The 17333-nt window shown below is 50.1% G+C and carries 23 protein-coding genes; 21 read left to right on the forward strand and 2 right to left on the reverse strand.

Annotation, left to right across the window (positions count from 1 at the left end; translation table 11 throughout):
- The first annotated feature begins 5 nt into the window (after positions 1-5).
- From GM298_RS02960 to GM298_RS03005, 10 genes are read left to right on the forward strand one after another with little or no spacing between them, the layout of a single operon-like run.
- Positions 6-218, forward strand: coding sequence for a DUF4222 domain-containing protein (locus GM298_RS02960; protein WP_071852604.1), 213 nt, complete (start codon positions 6-8; stop codon positions 216-218).
- Positions 175-1101 (forward strand): conserved phage C-terminal domain-containing protein, encoded by a 927-nt coding sequence (locus GM298_RS02965; RefSeq protein WP_266153554.1) that lies wholly within the window; start codon positions 175-177, stop codon positions 1099-1101. Before GM298_RS02960 ends, GM298_RS02965 begins: the two co-directional genes overlap by 44 nt.
- Positions 1098-1592, forward strand: coding sequence for a hypothetical protein (locus GM298_RS02970; protein ID WP_266153555.1), 495 nt, complete (start codon positions 1098-1100; stop codon positions 1590-1592). The genes GM298_RS02965 and GM298_RS02970 overlap by 4 nt, the downstream gene beginning before the upstream one ends.
- Entirely contained in the window at positions 1592-2344 is a 753-nt protein-coding gene (locus tag GM298_RS02975) for a hypothetical protein (RefSeq protein ID WP_025760119.1), read from the forward strand. The genes GM298_RS02970 and GM298_RS02975 overlap by 1 nt, the downstream gene beginning before the upstream one ends.
- A 13-nt stretch (positions 2345-2357) precedes the next feature.
- Positions 2358-3017 carry an MT-A70 family methyltransferase gene (locus GM298_RS02980; protein WP_266153556.1) on the forward strand — a complete coding sequence of 220 codons (660 nt, stop codon included), beginning with the start codon at positions 2358-2360 and terminating at the stop codon, positions 3015-3017.
- On the forward strand, positions 3014-3304 hold the full coding sequence (locus tag GM298_RS02985) for a DUF4406 domain-containing protein (protein WP_266153557.1): 291 nt from the start codon (positions 3014-3016) through the stop codon (positions 3302-3304). Before GM298_RS02980 ends, GM298_RS02985 begins: the two co-directional genes overlap by 4 nt.
- Positions 3301-3519 carry a hypothetical protein gene (locus tag GM298_RS02990; protein ID WP_266153558.1) on the forward strand — a complete coding sequence of 73 codons (219 nt, stop codon included), beginning with the start codon at positions 3301-3303 and terminating at the stop codon, positions 3517-3519. Before GM298_RS02985 ends, GM298_RS02990 begins: the two co-directional genes overlap by 4 nt.
- Before the next feature lie 3 nt (positions 3520-3522).
- Positions 3523-3933, forward strand: a complete 411-nt coding sequence (locus tag GM298_RS02995; protein ID WP_266153559.1) for a RusA family crossover junction endodeoxyribonuclease — start codon at positions 3523-3525, stop codon at positions 3931-3933.
- Entirely contained in the window at positions 3911-4900 is a 990-nt protein-coding gene (locus tag GM298_RS03000) for a DUF968 domain-containing protein (protein WP_266153560.1), read from the forward strand. Before GM298_RS02995 ends, GM298_RS03000 begins: the two co-directional genes overlap by 23 nt.
- A gap of 14 nt (positions 4901-4914) precedes the next feature.
- On the forward strand, positions 4915-5280 hold the full coding sequence (locus tag GM298_RS03005; protein WP_266153562.1) for an antiterminator Q family protein: 366 nt from the start codon (positions 4915-4917) through the stop codon (positions 5278-5280).
- A 16-nt stretch (positions 5281-5296) separates the two neighbouring features.
- On the opposite strand, the gene GM298_RS03010 is transcribed toward GM298_RS03005, so the two are convergent.
- Positions 5297-5707, reverse strand: coding sequence for a hypothetical protein (locus tag GM298_RS03010; protein WP_058672388.1), 411 nt, complete (start codon positions 5705-5707; stop codon positions 5297-5299).
- Between the two features lie 253 nt (positions 5708-5960).
- On the reverse strand, positions 5961-6833 hold the full coding sequence (locus GM298_RS03015; protein WP_266153563.1) for a hypothetical protein: 873 nt from the start codon (positions 6831-6833) through the stop codon (positions 5961-5963).
- 657 nt (positions 6834-7490) lie between these two features.
- Between GM298_RS03015 and GM298_RS03020 the strand changes: the two genes are divergently transcribed.
- The 11 genes from GM298_RS03020 (at position 7491) to GM298_RS03070 (ending at position 17329) form a co-directional block, all read left to right on the forward strand.
- Positions 7491-7793 (forward strand): hypothetical protein, encoded by a 303-nt coding sequence (locus GM298_RS03020; protein WP_266153564.1) that lies wholly within the window; start codon positions 7491-7493, stop codon positions 7791-7793.
- A complete protein-coding gene (locus tag GM298_RS03025; protein WP_266153641.1) occupies positions 7793-8329 on the forward strand; it encodes a lysozyme in 537 nt (178 codons plus the stop codon). Before GM298_RS03020 ends, GM298_RS03025 begins: the two co-directional genes overlap by 1 nt.
- Entirely contained in the window at positions 8326-8844 is a 519-nt protein-coding gene (locus GM298_RS03030) for a hypothetical protein (protein WP_266153565.1), read from the forward strand. The genes GM298_RS03025 and GM298_RS03030 overlap by 4 nt, the downstream gene beginning before the upstream one ends.
- Positions 8845-9294: 450 nt before the next feature.
- Complete coding sequence (locus tag GM298_RS03035) at positions 9295-9492, forward strand: hypothetical protein (protein WP_222168601.1); 198 nt, start codon at positions 9295-9297, stop codon at positions 9490-9492.
- Between the two features lie 468 nt (positions 9493-9960).
- Complete coding sequence (locus GM298_RS03040) at positions 9961-10410, forward strand: hypothetical protein (protein WP_025759831.1); 450 nt, start codon at positions 9961-9963, stop codon at positions 10408-10410.
- 271 nt (positions 10411-10681) lie between these two features.
- Positions 10682-11497, forward strand: a complete 816-nt coding sequence (locus tag GM298_RS03045; protein WP_266153566.1) for a hypothetical protein — start codon at positions 10682-10684, stop codon at positions 11495-11497.
- Between the two features lie 270 nt (positions 11498-11767).
- Positions 11768-12313 (forward strand): terminase small subunit, encoded by a 546-nt coding sequence (locus tag GM298_RS03050; RefSeq protein WP_095451052.1) that lies wholly within the window; start codon positions 11768-11770, stop codon positions 12311-12313.
- On the forward strand, positions 12288-14210 hold the full coding sequence (locus GM298_RS03055; RefSeq protein ID WP_095455896.1) for a phage terminase large subunit family protein: 1923 nt from the start codon (positions 12288-12290) through the stop codon (positions 14208-14210). Before GM298_RS03050 ends, GM298_RS03055 begins: the two co-directional genes overlap by 26 nt.
- Entirely contained in the window at positions 14210-14416 is a 207-nt protein-coding gene (locus GM298_RS03060; RefSeq protein ID WP_000235412.1) for a phage head-tail joining protein, read from the forward strand. Before GM298_RS03055 ends, GM298_RS03060 begins: the two co-directional genes overlap by 1 nt.
- Complete coding sequence (locus tag GM298_RS03065) at positions 14413-16005, forward strand: phage portal protein (protein ID WP_095451054.1); 1593 nt, start codon at positions 14413-14415, stop codon at positions 16003-16005. The genes GM298_RS03060 and GM298_RS03065 overlap by 4 nt, the downstream gene beginning before the upstream one ends.
- Entirely contained in the window at positions 15986-17329 is a 1344-nt protein-coding gene (locus tag GM298_RS03070; RefSeq protein WP_266153569.1) for a S49 family peptidase, read from the forward strand. The genes GM298_RS03065 and GM298_RS03070 overlap by 20 nt, the downstream gene beginning before the upstream one ends.
- Positions 17330-17333 lie beyond the last annotated feature (4 nt).

Consider the following 17333-nt stretch of genomic DNA (forward strand, 5'->3'; position numbering starts at 1 on the left):
GCGCTATGCGAGAACTTAACCGGCGTTTCAGAGATCACTATGGCGTCCCGGTGCGGGTCATCAGATGGGAGCCCGAGACCCGACGCGTTATATACCTTCGCGAAGGGTACGATCATGAGTGCTTCAGCCCTCTTGAGCAATTCCAGCGTAAATTTACAGAGTTAAAGGACGACCATGAGCCTGTTGATGCCATCCCGGCCGATAGTGATAAACCCTGACCTTGCTTACAGCATTGGCCTGAACGAGGCCATTGCGTTGCAGCAAGTAAACTACTGGCTTAAAGAAACCACCTCCGGACTGGAGCGTGACGGCGTGCGCTGGATTTACAACACCACAGAGCAGTGGCTGGAGCAGTTCCCGTTCTGGTCTGAGTCTACGCTGAAGCGCACATTCACCCGCCTGAAGCAGCTCGGCGTGCTCAAAGTTGAGCAGTTGAACAAATCTCAGCGCGACATGACGAACTACTACACGATCAACTACGAAAGCGAGCTTTTAGATGAGGTCAAAGTGACCAAATCGAAGAGTTCAAAATGCACTCTTCCATCAGGTCAAAATGAACCGATGGAAGAGGTCAAAGTGAAATGCTCCAACGGGTCAAAACGAACCGCTCTCATCAGGTCAAATTGCACTGATGTTCTTACAGAGAATACAACAGAGAATACTACAGATATTAAAAACCCTATTTGTCCGGTTGCGCCGCAACCAGACGGTGATGTGTTGATCACGGATCAGGCTAAACAGGTTTTAACCCATCTCAACAAGGTGACCAGTTCGCGTTATCAGGTTTCAACAACCTCGCTGCAAAACATTCGTGCCCGCATCGGGGAGGGCTACACCGTTGAAGAATTGTCGTTGGTGGTGGACTACTGCAACGCCAAGTGGAGCGAAGACCTGACGATGGCGGCCTACCTTCGACCACAGACACTTTTCCAGCCGTCCAAGTTCCCTGGCTACCTGAAGTCAGCGAACAGTTGGGCCAAAGCTGGGCGACCTCCTCGCGTCAACGGAGAGTGGGCCCGAGAGGATGGGGTATTCCGCTCCAGTTTCCAGAACACTGACTACAGCAAAGTCCCGGCAGGATTCAGAGGAGCTAACTCATGAGCCTCTTGAAAGACATTCAGATTTTCATCGCCGCTAACCCTGGCTTAACGAACAAAGAGATTGCGGCATCAATGCCACAGTACGACGTCCATGCTGTTCAGCGCGGGGTATGTCACCTGGTCAAACTGAATCGCGCTACCCGCCAGCACAACGGCAAGTGCTACCAGTATTTTGCTAAAGCGCCGGGTGGGAATATGAGCGAAGGGCGTTCTGCACTGAAAATCAACCGAGCTGACGCACCAGCTGCATCAGAACAGGAAGCCGCACCAAACCCGGCAGTAACCGCGATGATGGAAAAAGCGAAAGGCCTGTTTGAGAAGGGGCTCTACCAGCGTGCAGCCACAGTTCTGATGGAAGCATTCAATCGGTCAAAAGACGAAGAGCAACGAATGAAGATACTGATTGAGCGCCAGCGTTGCCTGAGCATGGTACCGAAAGTCAAAACGCCTGCTGACGCATGGTGTCTGGCTGGCCAGGCGAGGAACATCTGATGATTCATTTCCACGGAGGACCAATTACACCTGATACCTGCGCTCTTAAAGCGTGGAAGGGTCGCCATGCGTTCATCAGCTTTGCTAACCCAAGCCAATTAGCTCTGGCCAGCGAAGTCACCCAGTCTTTCGCGCTGGATAACGGCGCATTCAGCTTCTGGGATAAGGGCCAGCCTGTTAACTGGCAAGACTATTACGAATTCGTCAAGGAGTGGATGAATCACCCTCGTTTCGCATTTGCAGTTATCCCGGATGTTATCGGTGGAACCAGCGAAGAGAACGATGCGCTTATCGCTGAATGGCCGCACGGTAAATTCGTCGGTGCACCTGTCTGGCATATGAGCGAACCTGACGAGAGATTCATACGTCTCTGCCATGAGTTTCCTCGTGTCTGCATTGGCTCAATGGGTGAATACGATGCAAAGCGACCACGCGCCTGCAGGGCAAAATTGCGAGACCTTATCCGGCACGTAGTTGATTCAAATGGTTATCCGATTACCAAGCTCCATGGCCTTCGCATGCTGAATAAAGACATTTTTACTCACATACCCCTTTCATCAGCTGACAGCACAAACGTTGCGCGCAATATCGGTATTGATAAGGCATGGGATAAATCAGCTTATGCGCCAGCCAGCAAAGAAACCCGCGCTGCCGTCCTCGTTGAGCGTATTGAGGCATTTAATAGCGCCAGCGCTCTCAAGTATGACGCAGTGCGTGACCGCTTTACTCCACAGCTGGCCTTAGAAATCTGAGGGGAAGGATACGATGAAATATTCACTGATTTACGCAGACCCAGCCTGGGAATACGGGAACACCGTCAGCAACGGTGCAGCCACCAACCACTACGGCACGATGAAGCTTATCGACATGAAGCGTCTTCCTGTGTGGGGCCTGGCTGCAGATGATGCAGTTCTGGCTATGTGGTTCACCGGCACGCATACCCGAGAAGCGATTGAACTGGCTGAAGCATGGGGCTTTAAGGTCCGCACGATGAAGGGCTTTACCTGGGTGAAGTTCAACCCGCTGGCGGAGCAGCACATCAACAAAGCTCTTCAGGCTGGTCGAGTGGAGGACTTTTACGACTTCCTCGACCTGCTGAACGTACAGACCCGCATGAACGGCGGTAACTACACCCGAGCCAATACCGAAGACATGCTGATAGCCACCAGGGGGAATGGGCTTGAGCGCCAGTGCGCCAGCATCAAGCAGGTAATCTACAGCCCACTCGGTGAGCACAGCCAAAAGCCCGCCGAGGCGCGTTTACGTCTTGAGAAGCTTTACGGTGATGTTCCGCGCATCGAACTGTTCAGCCGTTGCGGTGCGCCAGGCTGGGACCATTGGGGAAATCAGTCAGTATCACCAGCTGTTGAGCTTATTCCGGCAGTAGCCGTTCCAATGATTAAGCCTGAGGAGCGAGCTGCATGAAGGTATACATCGCGGGACCTATGACGGGCTATGAGCAATTTAATCGCCCAGCTTTCAACGCAGCATCTGAAAAGTTAACAAGCCAGGGTCATGTGGTATTGAACCCAGCAACACTCCCAGATGGTCTTTCTGAAGCGCAATACATGGATATTTGCCTGGCAATGCTTCGGTGTGCAGAAGGTATTTATATGCTCAACGAGTGGGAATATTCAGTTGGGGCAAGAGCTGAGAACGCTCTGGCCGAAAAGTTGAAATTAGAAGTCATGTATGAAAGGTACTCCGCATGAGAAAACTTTCTACAGAGCAGGAGAACGCGGTTCGTGACGTTGCCCGTCAATGCTCTGATGCCATTAAGAAAGCCCTGAATAAGAAACCGAAGCCAAGCTGGAATGTCGTTGTACCTCCGATCCTGAAGGAGTACCACGAGAAGGTTAAACCGATGGGTGTAAGCCTTGTGATGTTTAATAGTAATCGGGCGTCTGAACGGGCGATATGGAGTTGATTCATGAGACTGATTCTTCCGTTCCCACCGAGCGTAAATACCTACTGGCGAGCCCCTAACAAGGGGCCGTTAAAAGGCCGACATCTTATCAGTGAGAAAGGCAGGGCATATCAGAGTGCGGCATGCGCAGCGATTATTGAGCAGCTGCGTTGCCTTCCAAAACCATCATCGTCACCAGCTGCGGTGGAGATACTTCTCTTTCCTCCAGATGCTCGCCGTCGTGACATCGACAACTACAACAAGGCTCTGTTTGATGCGCTGACGCACGCTGGCATTTGGGAGGATGACAGCCAGGTGCAGAGAATGCTGGTGGAGTGGGGACCGAAAGTGCATGGCGGAAGAGTCGAAATATCTATAACCAAGCATCAACCAGCAATGGGGGGGGAATTGAGTGAGAGCCATACTGACACCTGAAGTTGCGCCAATGTCCGGGGTTGTGCTGTTCCGCCCTGGAAACGAACTGCTGTGGTTGTTTCGTCGTGGCCGGGTGGTGATTGAGACCCCTACGGAATCTATTAAGCATCTCCCATCCGGGTTGATTCCGGAAGCCCACCAGCCACTGACAGATGATATCAGTGTGCAGGAGCTTTTCCTGAATGAGAGAGTTATTCAGCGTGCTGGTGGACTGAGTGGCCTTGATGCCTGGCTGGAACGTAAATTCGAATGTCAGTGGCCTCACAATGACTGGCATTCAAAGGACTTTACGGTAATGCGTCACGCACCCGGAAGCATTCGCCTCTGTTGGGGTTGCGATAACCAGCTACGTGAACAAACCACTGAAAGACTGGCGGGAATTGCCATGCAGAACCTGGTAAAATGGCTCCTCGAAAGGGTGAATATTATGCTGGGTTTTAGCGCAGACCACACCCTGACGATTCCGGAGTTCTGCTGGTGGATGGTACGTAACGATCTGGCTGACCTTATTCCTGAATCAGTGGCTAACCAGGCACTCAGGATTAAGCCTGAATCTCACAGCTCAGTGATGCGAGAAAGCGACATTGTTCCGTCATTACCGGCGACTGAAATCCTCCAGGATAAAGTTAAGAAGATAGTCTCGGTGAAGGTCGATCCTGAATCACCGGAATCTTTCATGCTGAGGCCAAAGCGCCGCCGCTGGGAGAACGATAAATACACCCGCTGGGTGAAGTCGCAGCAGTGCAGTTGCTGCAATAACCCGGCAGACGACCCCCACCACCTGATAGGCCACGGGCAGGGGGGAATGGGTACCAAAGCGCATGACCTGTTTGTGATACCGCTGTGCAGAGCACATCACGATGAGTTGCACGCTGATCCTGTGGCATTTGAAGCGAAGCACGGCGACCAGTTGGTGCTGTTGTTTCGGTTTTTAGATCGTGCGCTGGAAATTGGCGTATTAGCATGAACAGTGGAGAAAAGATGCGTGATATTCAGATGGTTTTAGAGCGTTGGGGTGGATGGGCTGCGAGCGATAGCTCTGGCGTGGATTACTCACCAATCGCTGCTGGCTTCAAAGGACTTCTTCCCCCAACAAGCAAATCCCGCCTGTCATGTACTGATGACGATGCCCTAATTATCGAGGGGTGTTTAGCTCGACTTCAAAAACGCAAGCCCTATGAGCATTCGCTCTTGGTTGCACACTATCTCTATGGCATATCAAAGCGGAAAATCGCGAAAGCGCGAAAAAAGGATGAAAAGCTTATACGCATTGAGATTCAGATGGCTGAGGGATTCATCGACGGTTGCCTATCTATGCTTGATATCCGCTTGGAAATGGAAGCTTAATTCTAAAACAAGCTGGTCAATCAGGTTGACCAGCGCTTTCTTTAGCTTCTGGGAGTGGAGAAATAATATTGTCACTACCTATTGAAACAAGGATTTCGATTGTTCTTTCTTTTCTAGCTAAAAGTTTTTCCCTCAGCCCAGTACTAATATTACCCTTGAGGTGCTTTTCAATCTCTGCAAGGTCTCTTTTGCATTTAGAACGTTTAGCTGCATCTTCAGGGGATTCAAGCCCGTGCCTAGAAATAAACCAGTTCATAAAATAAGTTATGACAGCTGCTAATCCGGGAATAAGAGCAAAAACTACCGTTCTCCAGGGATTGTTAGGATCTGTGAAGATTGCCCCCGCTACCAAGCTTAAGACTGCACCCCATCCAGTAGTTGCAACAGCAGCTTTTCCAGTGCTTAAAGGCTTTGATTCGGCGCTCATTTTCTTTTCGACTCTTCCCTTATGGCTTCATCAATTAAGTTAACGAGCAACTCGCTGTTTCTACGAGGTAGCTTTACTGTCACTGATTTTTTGAGTCCTGTAGACACATCATTAAATTGGAACTCGAAAATTCGTGTAGGGAAAAGACGGCGCCATAACATTGATGAAGCAGCATAGCAAAAGCGATAGCAAACAGGGACGATCATAATCACCCCTATCCACATCACTAATTGTACTACTGCCTCATTTCCCATCAGTTCCTCTCAGCAGGCCTTTTGTTTTTGACCTTTTTGATAGCATAACGCATAGTTACGTTGCGTGCAGTGTATGTCTTAGTTGTTTCAAGGTCCACAACGAACAAATCTTCTTTTGTAAAACTAATTTGGCCAGTCTGAACTTGACTTATAAACACTTGATCCTCAACGTGAACAGCGCTTTCTTCGTCAACATGCACCATTCTCCATCCGGAAGTACCGTCGAAGTTAACTTGAACAAAACGAACATTAACTTCTTCAGTGGAAATTTCTTTCTCAAGTAGCGTACCGCGCGGAAGAGGCTTTATCTCCTCAGTCTGCTCTCCTTCAAGACGCAAGATCTCTTCACCACTGCTATCAACGATCTTAAAAACCGGTGCCTCTTTCCCATCAAGAGGAGCTCGAACGACATTAACTAGCGCATCGCGAATTACTGGATCAGTGACAAGCTTAGCAACCGCATCATTGCATACGATTTCTTCACCATCGAGCTCAAGAACAGATTCATTTGTGCCGACTCTTTTAGTAATAGCAATTACTTTTTTTGTCCCTAACTGCCTTACTAGGGCGAGTGCAGGAGCACCAATGACCGCACCTGCCATCCCAGTTAATCCAATGACCTTAGCTACGTTGATAGCCGAAGGAACAAGTTCCATAATTGTATAAGCAATGCCCAATGACCCAGCCTCAGCTGGATTTGTCACCATTAGCTTAACTGTCTCTTGCCCGTCATGTAGACGCTTGTCCGCCGCACTAATCAGTTCTGCCATCGCACCAATAGAAATGCTTAACGTTTTTGCATCAATTTTATGCTGTGCAAGCTCATTATCATGAGCATCATAAAAAATTTTAAATGAAGTATCTTCCTGCACTTGGCCCTCGTTTTATCTGAATCCTTTTTCTTAATGAAAATATCCCTTTTCTTTAAAAAAAACACTATTGCGGTCCGCATTTTTTATCTTAGGATGTTAAGAGTGGTTTCTACGCCACGGACTTAAAACGATTCCTAAACCTCGCCTCGCCGGGTTTTTGTCATTTTTAAGGGCTGCCAAATGGCGGCCTTTTTTGTTTCCCCTCGTTCTGAGAGGACTCATGGCGATGATGTATTGACCGCTCGAATGAATTAGTCGTAACTTATTCTTGTGGCGAATCCTTTCTATGCGAAAGGGCGTTCCAGTCGACTGCTATCTGCAGGTATGCGCGCGGCTTTGCAGACTGGGGTAGAGTCACCGGGAGGCACCCGGCACCATGACAACAACAATATAAGTTTCAAATTCCTTGAGAGCCTGCCATAAAACGCAGGCCTTTTTTTATGGTTTTGCAAACTGCTGCTACGCTTTGAGTTGTGGGAAGTAACTGAATGCCCAGTGGTTCTCCTGGACCGATAGTGAATCAGCCGATACAGCTTCACTTCTGAGCATAAGTCTTACTCACACCTACCTTACAAATAGTCAACTCATTAGCCCGCCTTCAAAAGCGGGCTTTTTTTATTCTCAAAACAGCACCCGCACACAGCGAGGTGAGAGACGATGAAAATGAACGATTCAGGGAACATCTTCACGCAGTTCTTCGCGTGGGTAGCAGCTCTGGCGTCTGCCATTGGATTTACCACTCAGGACCTGGTGTTCATGTTCTTTGGCGCAGCCGGTCTGCTTATCTCGTTAGCCTCTTACCTAAGTAGTCGGGTGGATGCCCACCGAAGGCGTAGAGAGGACGAGAAGCGCACAAAAATGGTCAATGACTACCTGAAAGGAGTTGGTGATAAACCCCTTCACGAACGTCCTGCTGCTGCAAGCGTGGTCGTTGAGGCACTACAAAAGGAAGGTGAGTGATGGGAACCAGAGCAAAGTTGAGTGCCGCTGTTCTGGGGCTTTTACTTGCTGGTGCGCCAGCATCCGTCATTCTCAATCAGTTTCTGAATGAGAAGGAGGGGAACAGCCTCACTGCGTACAAAGATGGCAGTGGAATCTGGACTATTTGCCGGGGTGCCACAATGGTAGATGGTAAATCGGTGGTCCAGGGCATGAAGCTGACACAGGCGAAATGCGACCAGGTAAACGCCATCGAACGGGATAAGGCGCTTGCGTGGGTTGATCGCAATATTAAGGTGCCGCTTACCGAACCGCAGAAAGCCGGGATCGCATCTTTCTGCCCGTACAACATCGGGCCGGGTAAATGCTTCCCGTCCACGTTCTATAAGCGCATCAATGCTGGTGACCGGAAAGGGGCATGTGAAGCTATTCGCTGGTGGATTAAAGACGGCGGCCGTGATTGCCGACTAACCAAAGGCCAAAAGAATGGCTGCTATGGGCAGGTCGAGCGGCGCGATCAAGAAAGTGCGCTGGCGTGCTGGGGGCTGGACCTATGAAAATTAATCCAGGTCTTATCGGCGTGGTCGTTATTGCTGTCCTTTCGGTCGCCCTCGTTAAGAGTTGCTCGGACGCCAGTAACCTTCAGAGCGATAACGACGTTCTGCGAAGTGACAACTCTTTGCAGGGGCAGGTGATCGCCACCCAGGCATTCAACTTCAATCGATTCAATCAGGTTGCAGAACATGCCAACAGGCTTAATTCCCTGATTGATACCAGGAGCGAAGAAACCGTAATCGAATATCGGGAGATTCTCCGCCGTGAAAAAACCTGTGATCTGCCTGTTCCTGCTGATGTCGCTGGTGGGCTGCTCGAATACGCGCACCGTTTACGTTCCAGCGCAATGCACGCCGATACCGACGGACCTGACGCAGCCGATGATAGTACCGCTGCCGCCGGCTCAATAACATACTGCCAGGCTGTGCTCTGGATTAAGCCGCTGTTGGCCGTGATTGAGAAGGGCAACAATAACCTGGCTGGAATAAGGCAGATAGAGCTGGAAAGGAAAAACTAGGGATGGCTCATCCTTGAGCACACGGGTATTTCTGAACGACGGCTTTACCTGACATAGCAAAGCACCTTTAAATTCTAGAAAAGACTCAATATTTAACAAGCGAAGCGCATCAATCCGAAAAAAAAGCCCCCACAAGGAGGGCTACCGGAGTCTCAGTTTCACATGCTCTTTTTATCGATGTTTCCCTGGAGTTGGCATTCTCCGCATCAGAGTCTTGGATATCCTGGCATGGACCCAGAGATCAACAAGCGTAAGCGGAAAGGATTAAGATTTAACTTAGGCAGATAGATTGGTGTTAGGTGCCAGGTTATCTATCTGTTCACGATATCGATGTTCAAGACCGCAAGACGAAGAAAGACATCCTGGCGCATAACAAAGCGTGGCAGGCGAACTGCCAGAAAGAAACCAGAGCCTCGCAATAGCGGGGCTTTTAACTACTGAGGAATCAGCATGACTGTAGTTCTAACCGCCAAACAAATCGAAGACCTGGCTAATTTCGCGAAAGAAGACGGCCAGCCACAATACACCATCACAACCGCAACAATTCCAGAACTTGAAGCCGATGATGGCGAGATTATCCCGGAATACACGGGGCTGGTCGCGTACTCAGATTCGCTGGAGCATGGTGTACTGCAACTTGACGACTGAGTAGCCATTACAAAGCTCACCTGCTGGTGGGCTTGATAATGGTTATAGACTTATTCAGATGAATAAATCAGCTGATTATCTTGCGCAACTGGATTTCTTCCTGCTCGTTAAGCCTAGCATACTCGCTTATTTGTTTAATAAGTGACTCTTTGTTATTAGACATCATGGATGAAACATAGCAGCCGGTTCTCCATTCGAAAAAGCTCACCAAAAATAAGGTTGATGCTGTAGAATACTGATAGTGTATTGAGAGGTGATTGCAAATTTTTTTCGTTACCATGGAGTTAGTTTTTACTTAATGCAAATTACCGGGATTTATAATGCTTTATTGATATGAGATATATGGGTACTTAACTGTTGCTAAGAGGGAATTTAGCGCTACTAAAAATAGTAGGAATAATCTTACGTTGTTGTTGCTGTTGGCACAATATGGATAATAACTTTGCCTAAACAATACAATAGCAACCGATGAAAATTCACTCTCTTACAATCGCTTTGCTGGCGACGATTTCTTCTCCATCCTACGCAGCGTTTCAGGAAAGAGAATACAATACCTGGTATCAAAAAGATGCTGTACTCTACGACATTACCCAGACCTCAGAGGGGTTGCCTGTCATGATAAGTATCTCTCAACCGGGGAGGGAGTCAGCTAATATGCTCGTATCCTATATGTCCGATGGTGGTTGTGGCGATAGGAAGATCCGGCTTAATGCTAACGGGAAGGATGTGCCTGCAACTTACACCTGTGTATCAGTAGGAGCTAACAGGATTGAACACTTTGCAGTGAATGATGCAGGCAAGGTCAACGAGATGGTTAACTATCTCAAGTCAGATTTCACTTTGTTGCTTCAAAACGATATCAAAGTCTGGGCTGCGAATATAAAGACGCCGAAATATGGCATAGCACCAAAATTTTAAATCTCAAAATTTAACCGCCTGAGGGCGGTTTTTTATTGCCATTAAAATGGGGAGGCTCATCGAAATTGCAATATTCCCTACAGCGGATAACTTGCCTAAGATCCCTTTTAGGGGATGAAATAACAATCAAGCCACTGGCGTCCGCTGGTGGTTTTTTTATGCGCATCGCACGCGCAGATCAAAGAAAGTCTTTCAGCTGTGAGCCTGGGCAAACCGTTAACTTTCGGCGGCTTTGCCGTGCGACAGGCTCACGCCTAAAAGGAAATAAATCATGGGTAATAAAATCATTACGTTGTCCGGCGCGGCGACCGATGTCCTGTATGCACTGTTTTTCCGTGGCGCGCTACAGTCCGGCGATCTGCCTGCTAAATCTGGTGTTGCTGAGCTTCGAGAGCTGGGATTCGCTGAAACACGCCATACCGCGACGGAGTATCAAAAGGAAAATTATTTCACCTTCCTGACTGCTGAAGGGCAGGAGTTTGCCATTAAGCACTTGGTAAATACGCGCTTTGGTGTTCCCGCTGGTGGTTATATCGGCTGCCCTTTAGATGCGCTGGAGGAAATTGCAAATCTGCCCCGTTACAAAATCGGTAGTGAAATCACCATACAACAAAAAATCGCTGATGCGCTCGATACTGCGTTAGCTCGCCATTATGAGCAGTTTGGAAATTCAGAACCTGAGAAAACGGCGGTGTACTTCCTTCCAGGCCGCTGGGTAGCTATCAAAGGGAGCTATACGGATGACGAAATCGGCGATGCGGTGGAACACATCAAGCACAGACGTCTGACGAAGGAATTTGCTAAGGGGCTCGCAGATTTATCTCCATTTGCCATGAAGGACGGACAGGTATTTATCAAGGATGCAGTTATCCAGAAAGTTCAGTTGAGCCGTACTGAAACGGACCCGCGAAAAGGGTATGCCATCGATTCTGGCATTGGTCCCGAAATTAAGACCAGCGTGAAGCTATCCCCTGAAATGGAAAAAGCGATTTCAGATGTGGTGTCTGCGCAACTGAAAAAGAGTCTTCAGCCAGGTGGCGCGGTATGGTCATGCCTGCAGTGCAATAACAGGCATTTAGACGTTTAGATGGCCAAGCGCAATCCATTTCATGATTGTAAGTGATAACCATTATCGTTTCGGGTCCTTTCCGGCAATCCGCCCTGTTACGGGGCGGCGTCCGCGCAGATTCTCGCTATTTATGAAAATTTTCTTGTTTTGGCCATTTCCGTTCTTCTTCTGGTTTACTCATTGTTTTTATTGAAAATGTCCTCTATCCAGTAAGGAAACGGCTTAGCATAGAAAACGGTAGTTTACGGTTGATTGTTTCCTTTCTCTGTTTTGTGCCAGGAGTAAGCCATGGAGGTTAACAAAAAACGCTTATCCGAAATCTTTGGGGTGAGCGTCCGAACGATTCAGAACTGGCAGGAACAAGGCATGCCGGTTGCCCGCGGTGGTGGCAAGGGTAATGAGGTTCTCTTTGAATCTGCTGCCGCAATAGAATGGTTTAGTGCCCGCGACGCAGCCATAGAAAATGAAAAATTGCGGAAGGAAGTTGAAGATCTCCGCATTGCTTCTGAGTCCGATCTTCAACCTGGCACGATTGAATATGAGCGACACCGACTTACGAGAGCTCAGGCTGACGCTCAGGAATTAAAAAATGCAAAAGAGTCCGCTGAAGTGGTGGAGACCGCATTCTGCACGTTCGTGCTGTCGCGGGTAGCCGGAGAAATTGCCAGCATTCTCGATGGAATACCTCTGTCGGTTCAGCGGCGTTTCCCGGAGCTGGAGAACCGACACATTGATTTCCTTAAGAAGGACATCATTAAGGCCATGAACAAGGCAGCTGCGCTGGATGAAATGATACCGGGGTTGCTGAGTGAATATATCGAACAGTCAGGTTAAGGGGCTGCAGCACTCTGCGCGAGCGGGGCTACGTTCGCTATACCGACCGGAGCCGCAAACAGCGGTTGAATGGGCAGATGAGAATTACTATCTCCCGAAAGAGTCTGCCTATCAGGAAGGGCGCTGGGAAACTCTGCCATTTCAGCGTGCAATTATGAATGCGATGGGCAACGACTATATCCGCGAGGTGAATGTCGTTAAATCGGCTCGTGTCGGCTACTCAAAAATGTTGCTCGGCGTTTACGCATATTTCATCCAGCATAAACAGCGTAACTCCCTGATATGGTTACCAACCGATGGTGATGCTGAAAACTTCATGAAGTCCCATGTCGAACCGACCATCCGTGATATCCCGACACTGCTGGCGCTTGCTCCCTGGTACGGGAAAAAACACCGTGACAATACGCTAAGCATGAAGCGTTTCTCAAATGGTCGTGGCTTCTGGTGTCTGGGGGGGAAGGCTGCAAAAAATTATCGTGAAAAATCCGTTGATGTGGCTGGTTACGACGAGCTTGCCGCTTTCGATGATGACATCGAGAAAGAAGGTTCTCCCACCTTTCTGGGAGATAAGCGTATTGAGGGTTCTGTATGGCCTAAATCCATTCGAGGATCTACACCGAAAGTCAAAGGAACGTGCCAGATAGAAAGGGCTGCTAAGGAGTCAGAACATTTTCTTCGGTTCCATGTCCCATGCCCACATTGTGGAGAAGAACAGTATCTGAAATTTGGTGATAAAGAGACACCATTTGGCTTCAAATGGTCACCGGGAGAACCTTCCAGCGTTTACTACCTCTGTGAACACAATGCCTGTGTGATTAAACAACAGGAACTGGACTTCATGGAGGCCAGGTACATTTGTGATGAAACAGGTATCTGGACGCGAGACGGCCTAAACTGGTTTGCTTCATCCGGTACCGAAATTGAACCGCCTGACAGTGTTACATTCCATATCTGGACAGCATACAGCCCGTTCACTACCTGGGTTCAGATCGTCAAGGACTGGATAAAAACAAAAGGTGATACGGGTAAGCGTAAAACGTTCGTTAACACTACCCTGGGCGAAACGTGGGAACCCAAAATAGGCGAACGACCAGACGCTGAAATATTAGCGGAGCGCAAAGAGCACTTTGAAGCGTCTGTGCCGGAGCGAGTAGCATATCTGACAGCGGGTATTGACTCCCAGCTCGACCGTTACGAAATGCGTATATGGGGATGGGGGCCGGGTGAGGAAAGCTGGCTTATCGACAGGCAAATCATCATGGGTCGCCATGATGATGAGTCAACACTTGCCCGTGTGGATGAGGCAATTAACAAGACATATAAACGCCGTAACGGTGTAGAAATGTCTATATCCCGAATCTGCTGGGATATCGGTGGTATTGACCCCACTATCGTCTACAACCGCTCTAAAAAACACGGTCTGTTTCGTGTGATCCCGATAAAGGGTGCGTCGGTTTATGGAAAGCCGGTGGCGAACATGCCCCGCAAACGCAACAAAAACGGTGTGTATCTGACAGAAGTGGGTACTGATACCGCGAAAGAGCAGATTTATAACCGCTTCACGCTGACCGTTGAAGGTGATGAGCCTCTGGCCGGTGCCGTTCACTTCCCCAATAACCCCGATATTTATGATCTTTCAGAGGCGCAGCAGCTGACCGCCGAAGAACTGGTCGAAAAGTGGGTTGATGGTAAGAGAAAAATCATATGGGACAGCAAAAAAAGGCGAAATGAGGCTCTCGACTGCTTTGTTTACGCACTGGCGGCGCTTCGTATCAGCATATCCCGCTGGCAGCTTAACCTTGATTCACTTCTTGCCAGCCTGCTGGAGGAAGAAGGCACCCGTAACAATAACAAGACCCTGGCGGATTACGCGCGGGCATTGTCTGGAGAGGAATAATGGCAACACAGACTGAACTGGATGCCGCGCGCGCTGCGTTACATGACCTGATGATGGGGAAACGAGTGGCGACGGTACAGAAAGATGGCCGAAGAGTGGAATTTACAGCTACCTCAGTCACCGATCTCAAAAAGTATATTGCTGACCTTGAATCTCAGGTTGGTACCACATCACGACGCCAGGGGCCTGCAAGGTTTTACGTATGAAAATACCATCTTTAGTGGGTCCTGACGGGAAAACATCCCTTCGGGAATACGCGGGGTATCATGGCGGCGGCGGAGGGTTTGGTGGTCAGTTGCGGGGCTGGAATCCCCCAAGCGAAAGTGCTGATGCGGCTCTTCTGCCTAACTTCTCGCGCGGAAATGCCCGTGCTGACGATCTGGTCAGAAATAATGGCTATGCGGCAAACGCCGTGCAGCTCCACCAGGACCACATAGTCGGGTCATTTTTCAGACTCAGCTATCGACCGAGCTGGCGCTATCTTGGCATCAATGAGGAGGATTCACGCGCATTTTCGCGGGACGTGGAAGCTGCCTGGAATGAATATGCCGAGGATGACTTTTGCGGGATTGATGCCGAGCGCAAGCGAACCTTTACGATGATGATCCGTGAAGGTGTGGCCATGCATGCGTTTAACGGTGAATTATGCATGCAGGCGACATGGGACAGCGATTCAACGCGTCTTTTCCGTACTCAGTTCAAAATGGTCAGTCCGAAGCGCGTCAGTAATCCAAACAACATCGGTGATACCCGGAACTGCCGTGCCGGGGTAAAAATCAATAATAGTGGTGCTGCGCTGGGATATTACGTCAGCGACGACGGATACCCCGGCTGGATGTCGCAGAACTGGACCTATATTCCGCGCGAGCTTCCTGGTGGTCGCCCCTCGTTTATCCATGTGTTCGAACCGATGGAGGATGGACAAACCCGTGGGGCCAATGCGTTTTACAGCGTGATGGAGCAGATGAAAATGCTCGATACCCTGCAAAACACCCAGCTCCAGAGCGCTATCGTAAAGGCCATGTATGCGGCCACCATCGAGAGTGAACTGGATACCCAATCGGCGATGGATTTTATCCTTGGTGCTGATAATAAAGAGCAGCAGAGCAAACTGACGGGCTGGCTCGGCGAAATGGCAGCCTATTACTCCGCTGCGCCAGTTCGCCTGGGCGGGGCAAGGGTTCCACACCTGTTGCCGGGGGATTCTCTTAACCTTCAGTCGGCGCAGGATACCGATAACGGCTATTCAACGTTCGAACAATCCCTGCTGCGTTATATTGCTGCAGGGCTGGGTGTGTCGTATGAGCAGCTTTCACGAAACTATTCGCAGATGAGCTACTCGACCGCACGCGCAAGTGCTAACGAGTCCTGGGCGTACTTTATGGGGCGTCGCAAGTTTGTTGCGTCCCGACAGGCCTGCCAGATGTTTCTTTGCTGGCTGGAAGAAGCGATTGCCAGAAGGGTGGTCACGCTTCCTTCGAAAGCCCGTTTCAGTTTCCAGGAGGCTCGAACAGCCTGGGGGAACGCCAGCTGGATTGGCTCCGGCCGAATGGCGATTGACGGGCTGAAAGAGGTGCAGGAAGCCGTCATGCTTATTGAGGCTGGTCTCAGCACGTATGAGAAAGAGTGCGCCAAACGCGGTGATGATTATCAGGAGATTTTTGCCCAGCAGGTCCGGGAAACAATGGAGCGTCGTGCTGCGGGTCTGAAACCACCGGCATGGGCCGCTGCCGCTTTTGAGGCTGGAGTGAGAAAATCAAACGAGGAGGAGCAAGATGGCGCACGAGCTGCGTAATCTTCCGCATATTGCCAGTATGGCCTTTAATGAGCCGCTGATGCTTGAACCCGCCTACGCGCGGGTTTTCTTTTGCGCGCTGGCTGGCCAGCTGGGTATCACCCGGCTGACAGATTCCGTCTCTGGCATCACGCTTGATGCAGGACAAATAGCCGAACCGCTGGCGCTGTTTGGTGAAGATGATGACATGGATACCCGACCATCGCGCAGCTATCAGGTGGCAAATGGTATCGCGGTCTTGCCGGTTTCCGGCACTCTGGTAAGTAAAACCCGTGCGCTGCAGCCTTATTCCGGGATGACAGGTTACAACGGGATCATCGCTCGCCTGCAGCAGGCCATCAGTGACCCCGGTGTCGACGGCATTCTGCTGGACATGGATACGCCGGGTGGAATGGTGTCCGGGGCGTTTGACTGCGCCGACATTATTGCCCGTATGCGCGATATCAAACCCATCTGGGCGCTGGCCAATGACATGAACTGCAGTGCAGGACAGCTTATTGCCAGCTCAGCATCGCGACGACTGGTCACGCAAACAGCCAGAACCGGCTCCATCGGGGTCATGATGGCGCACAGCAACTATGGTGCTGCGCTCAAAACTAACGGCGTTGAGGTCACGCTGATTTACAGCGGCGATCACAAGGTCGACGGCAACCCTTACGAAAAACTTCCGGAAGATGTGCGTGCTGATTTCCAGGCGCGTATCGATGCCACACGTCAGATGTTTGCCGAAAAGGTTTCCGCTTATACCGGCATGTCCGTTCAGGACGTGCTGGACACCGAAGCGGCAGTATTCACCGGCCAGGAATCCGTGGATAACGGACTGGCGGATGAACTTGTTAACAATACCGATGCGCTCGGCGTGATGCGCGAAGCACTCGACAGACGCAAAAAAACAACCATTGGAGGAACTATGCCATCACCTTCTGCATCTGCAGCGACCAATAATCCAGCCGACCAGGCAACTACTCAGAAAACTGCACCGGCTGAGCATGTCACCACGGTTGACACAACCACTGCTGCCGCAATGTCTCCATCAGATGTGAGTGCTCAGGTCTCTGCAGCAGTAGCAGCAGAGAATAGCCGCATCATGGGGATCCTGAACTGCGAAGAGGCGAAAGGGCGAGAGTCACAGGCTCGCGTACTGGCCGAAACGCCGGGAATGACGGTCGAGAGCGCACAGCGCATTCTGGCTGCTGCGCCGCAAAGTGCCCAGGCGCGTACCGATACGGCACTGGATCGCCTGATGGAAGCTGCACCAGGTGCACTCTCAGCAGGCAACGCATCGACTGACTCTGTTGATGATTTGTTAAATACTCCCGTTTAAGAGG

It is taken from the genome of Enterobacter sp. HSTU-ASh6 (assembly GCF_026319105.1).
Classification (GTDB): Bacteria; Pseudomonadota; Gammaproteobacteria; order Enterobacterales; family Enterobacteriaceae; genus Enterobacter; species Enterobacter sichuanensis.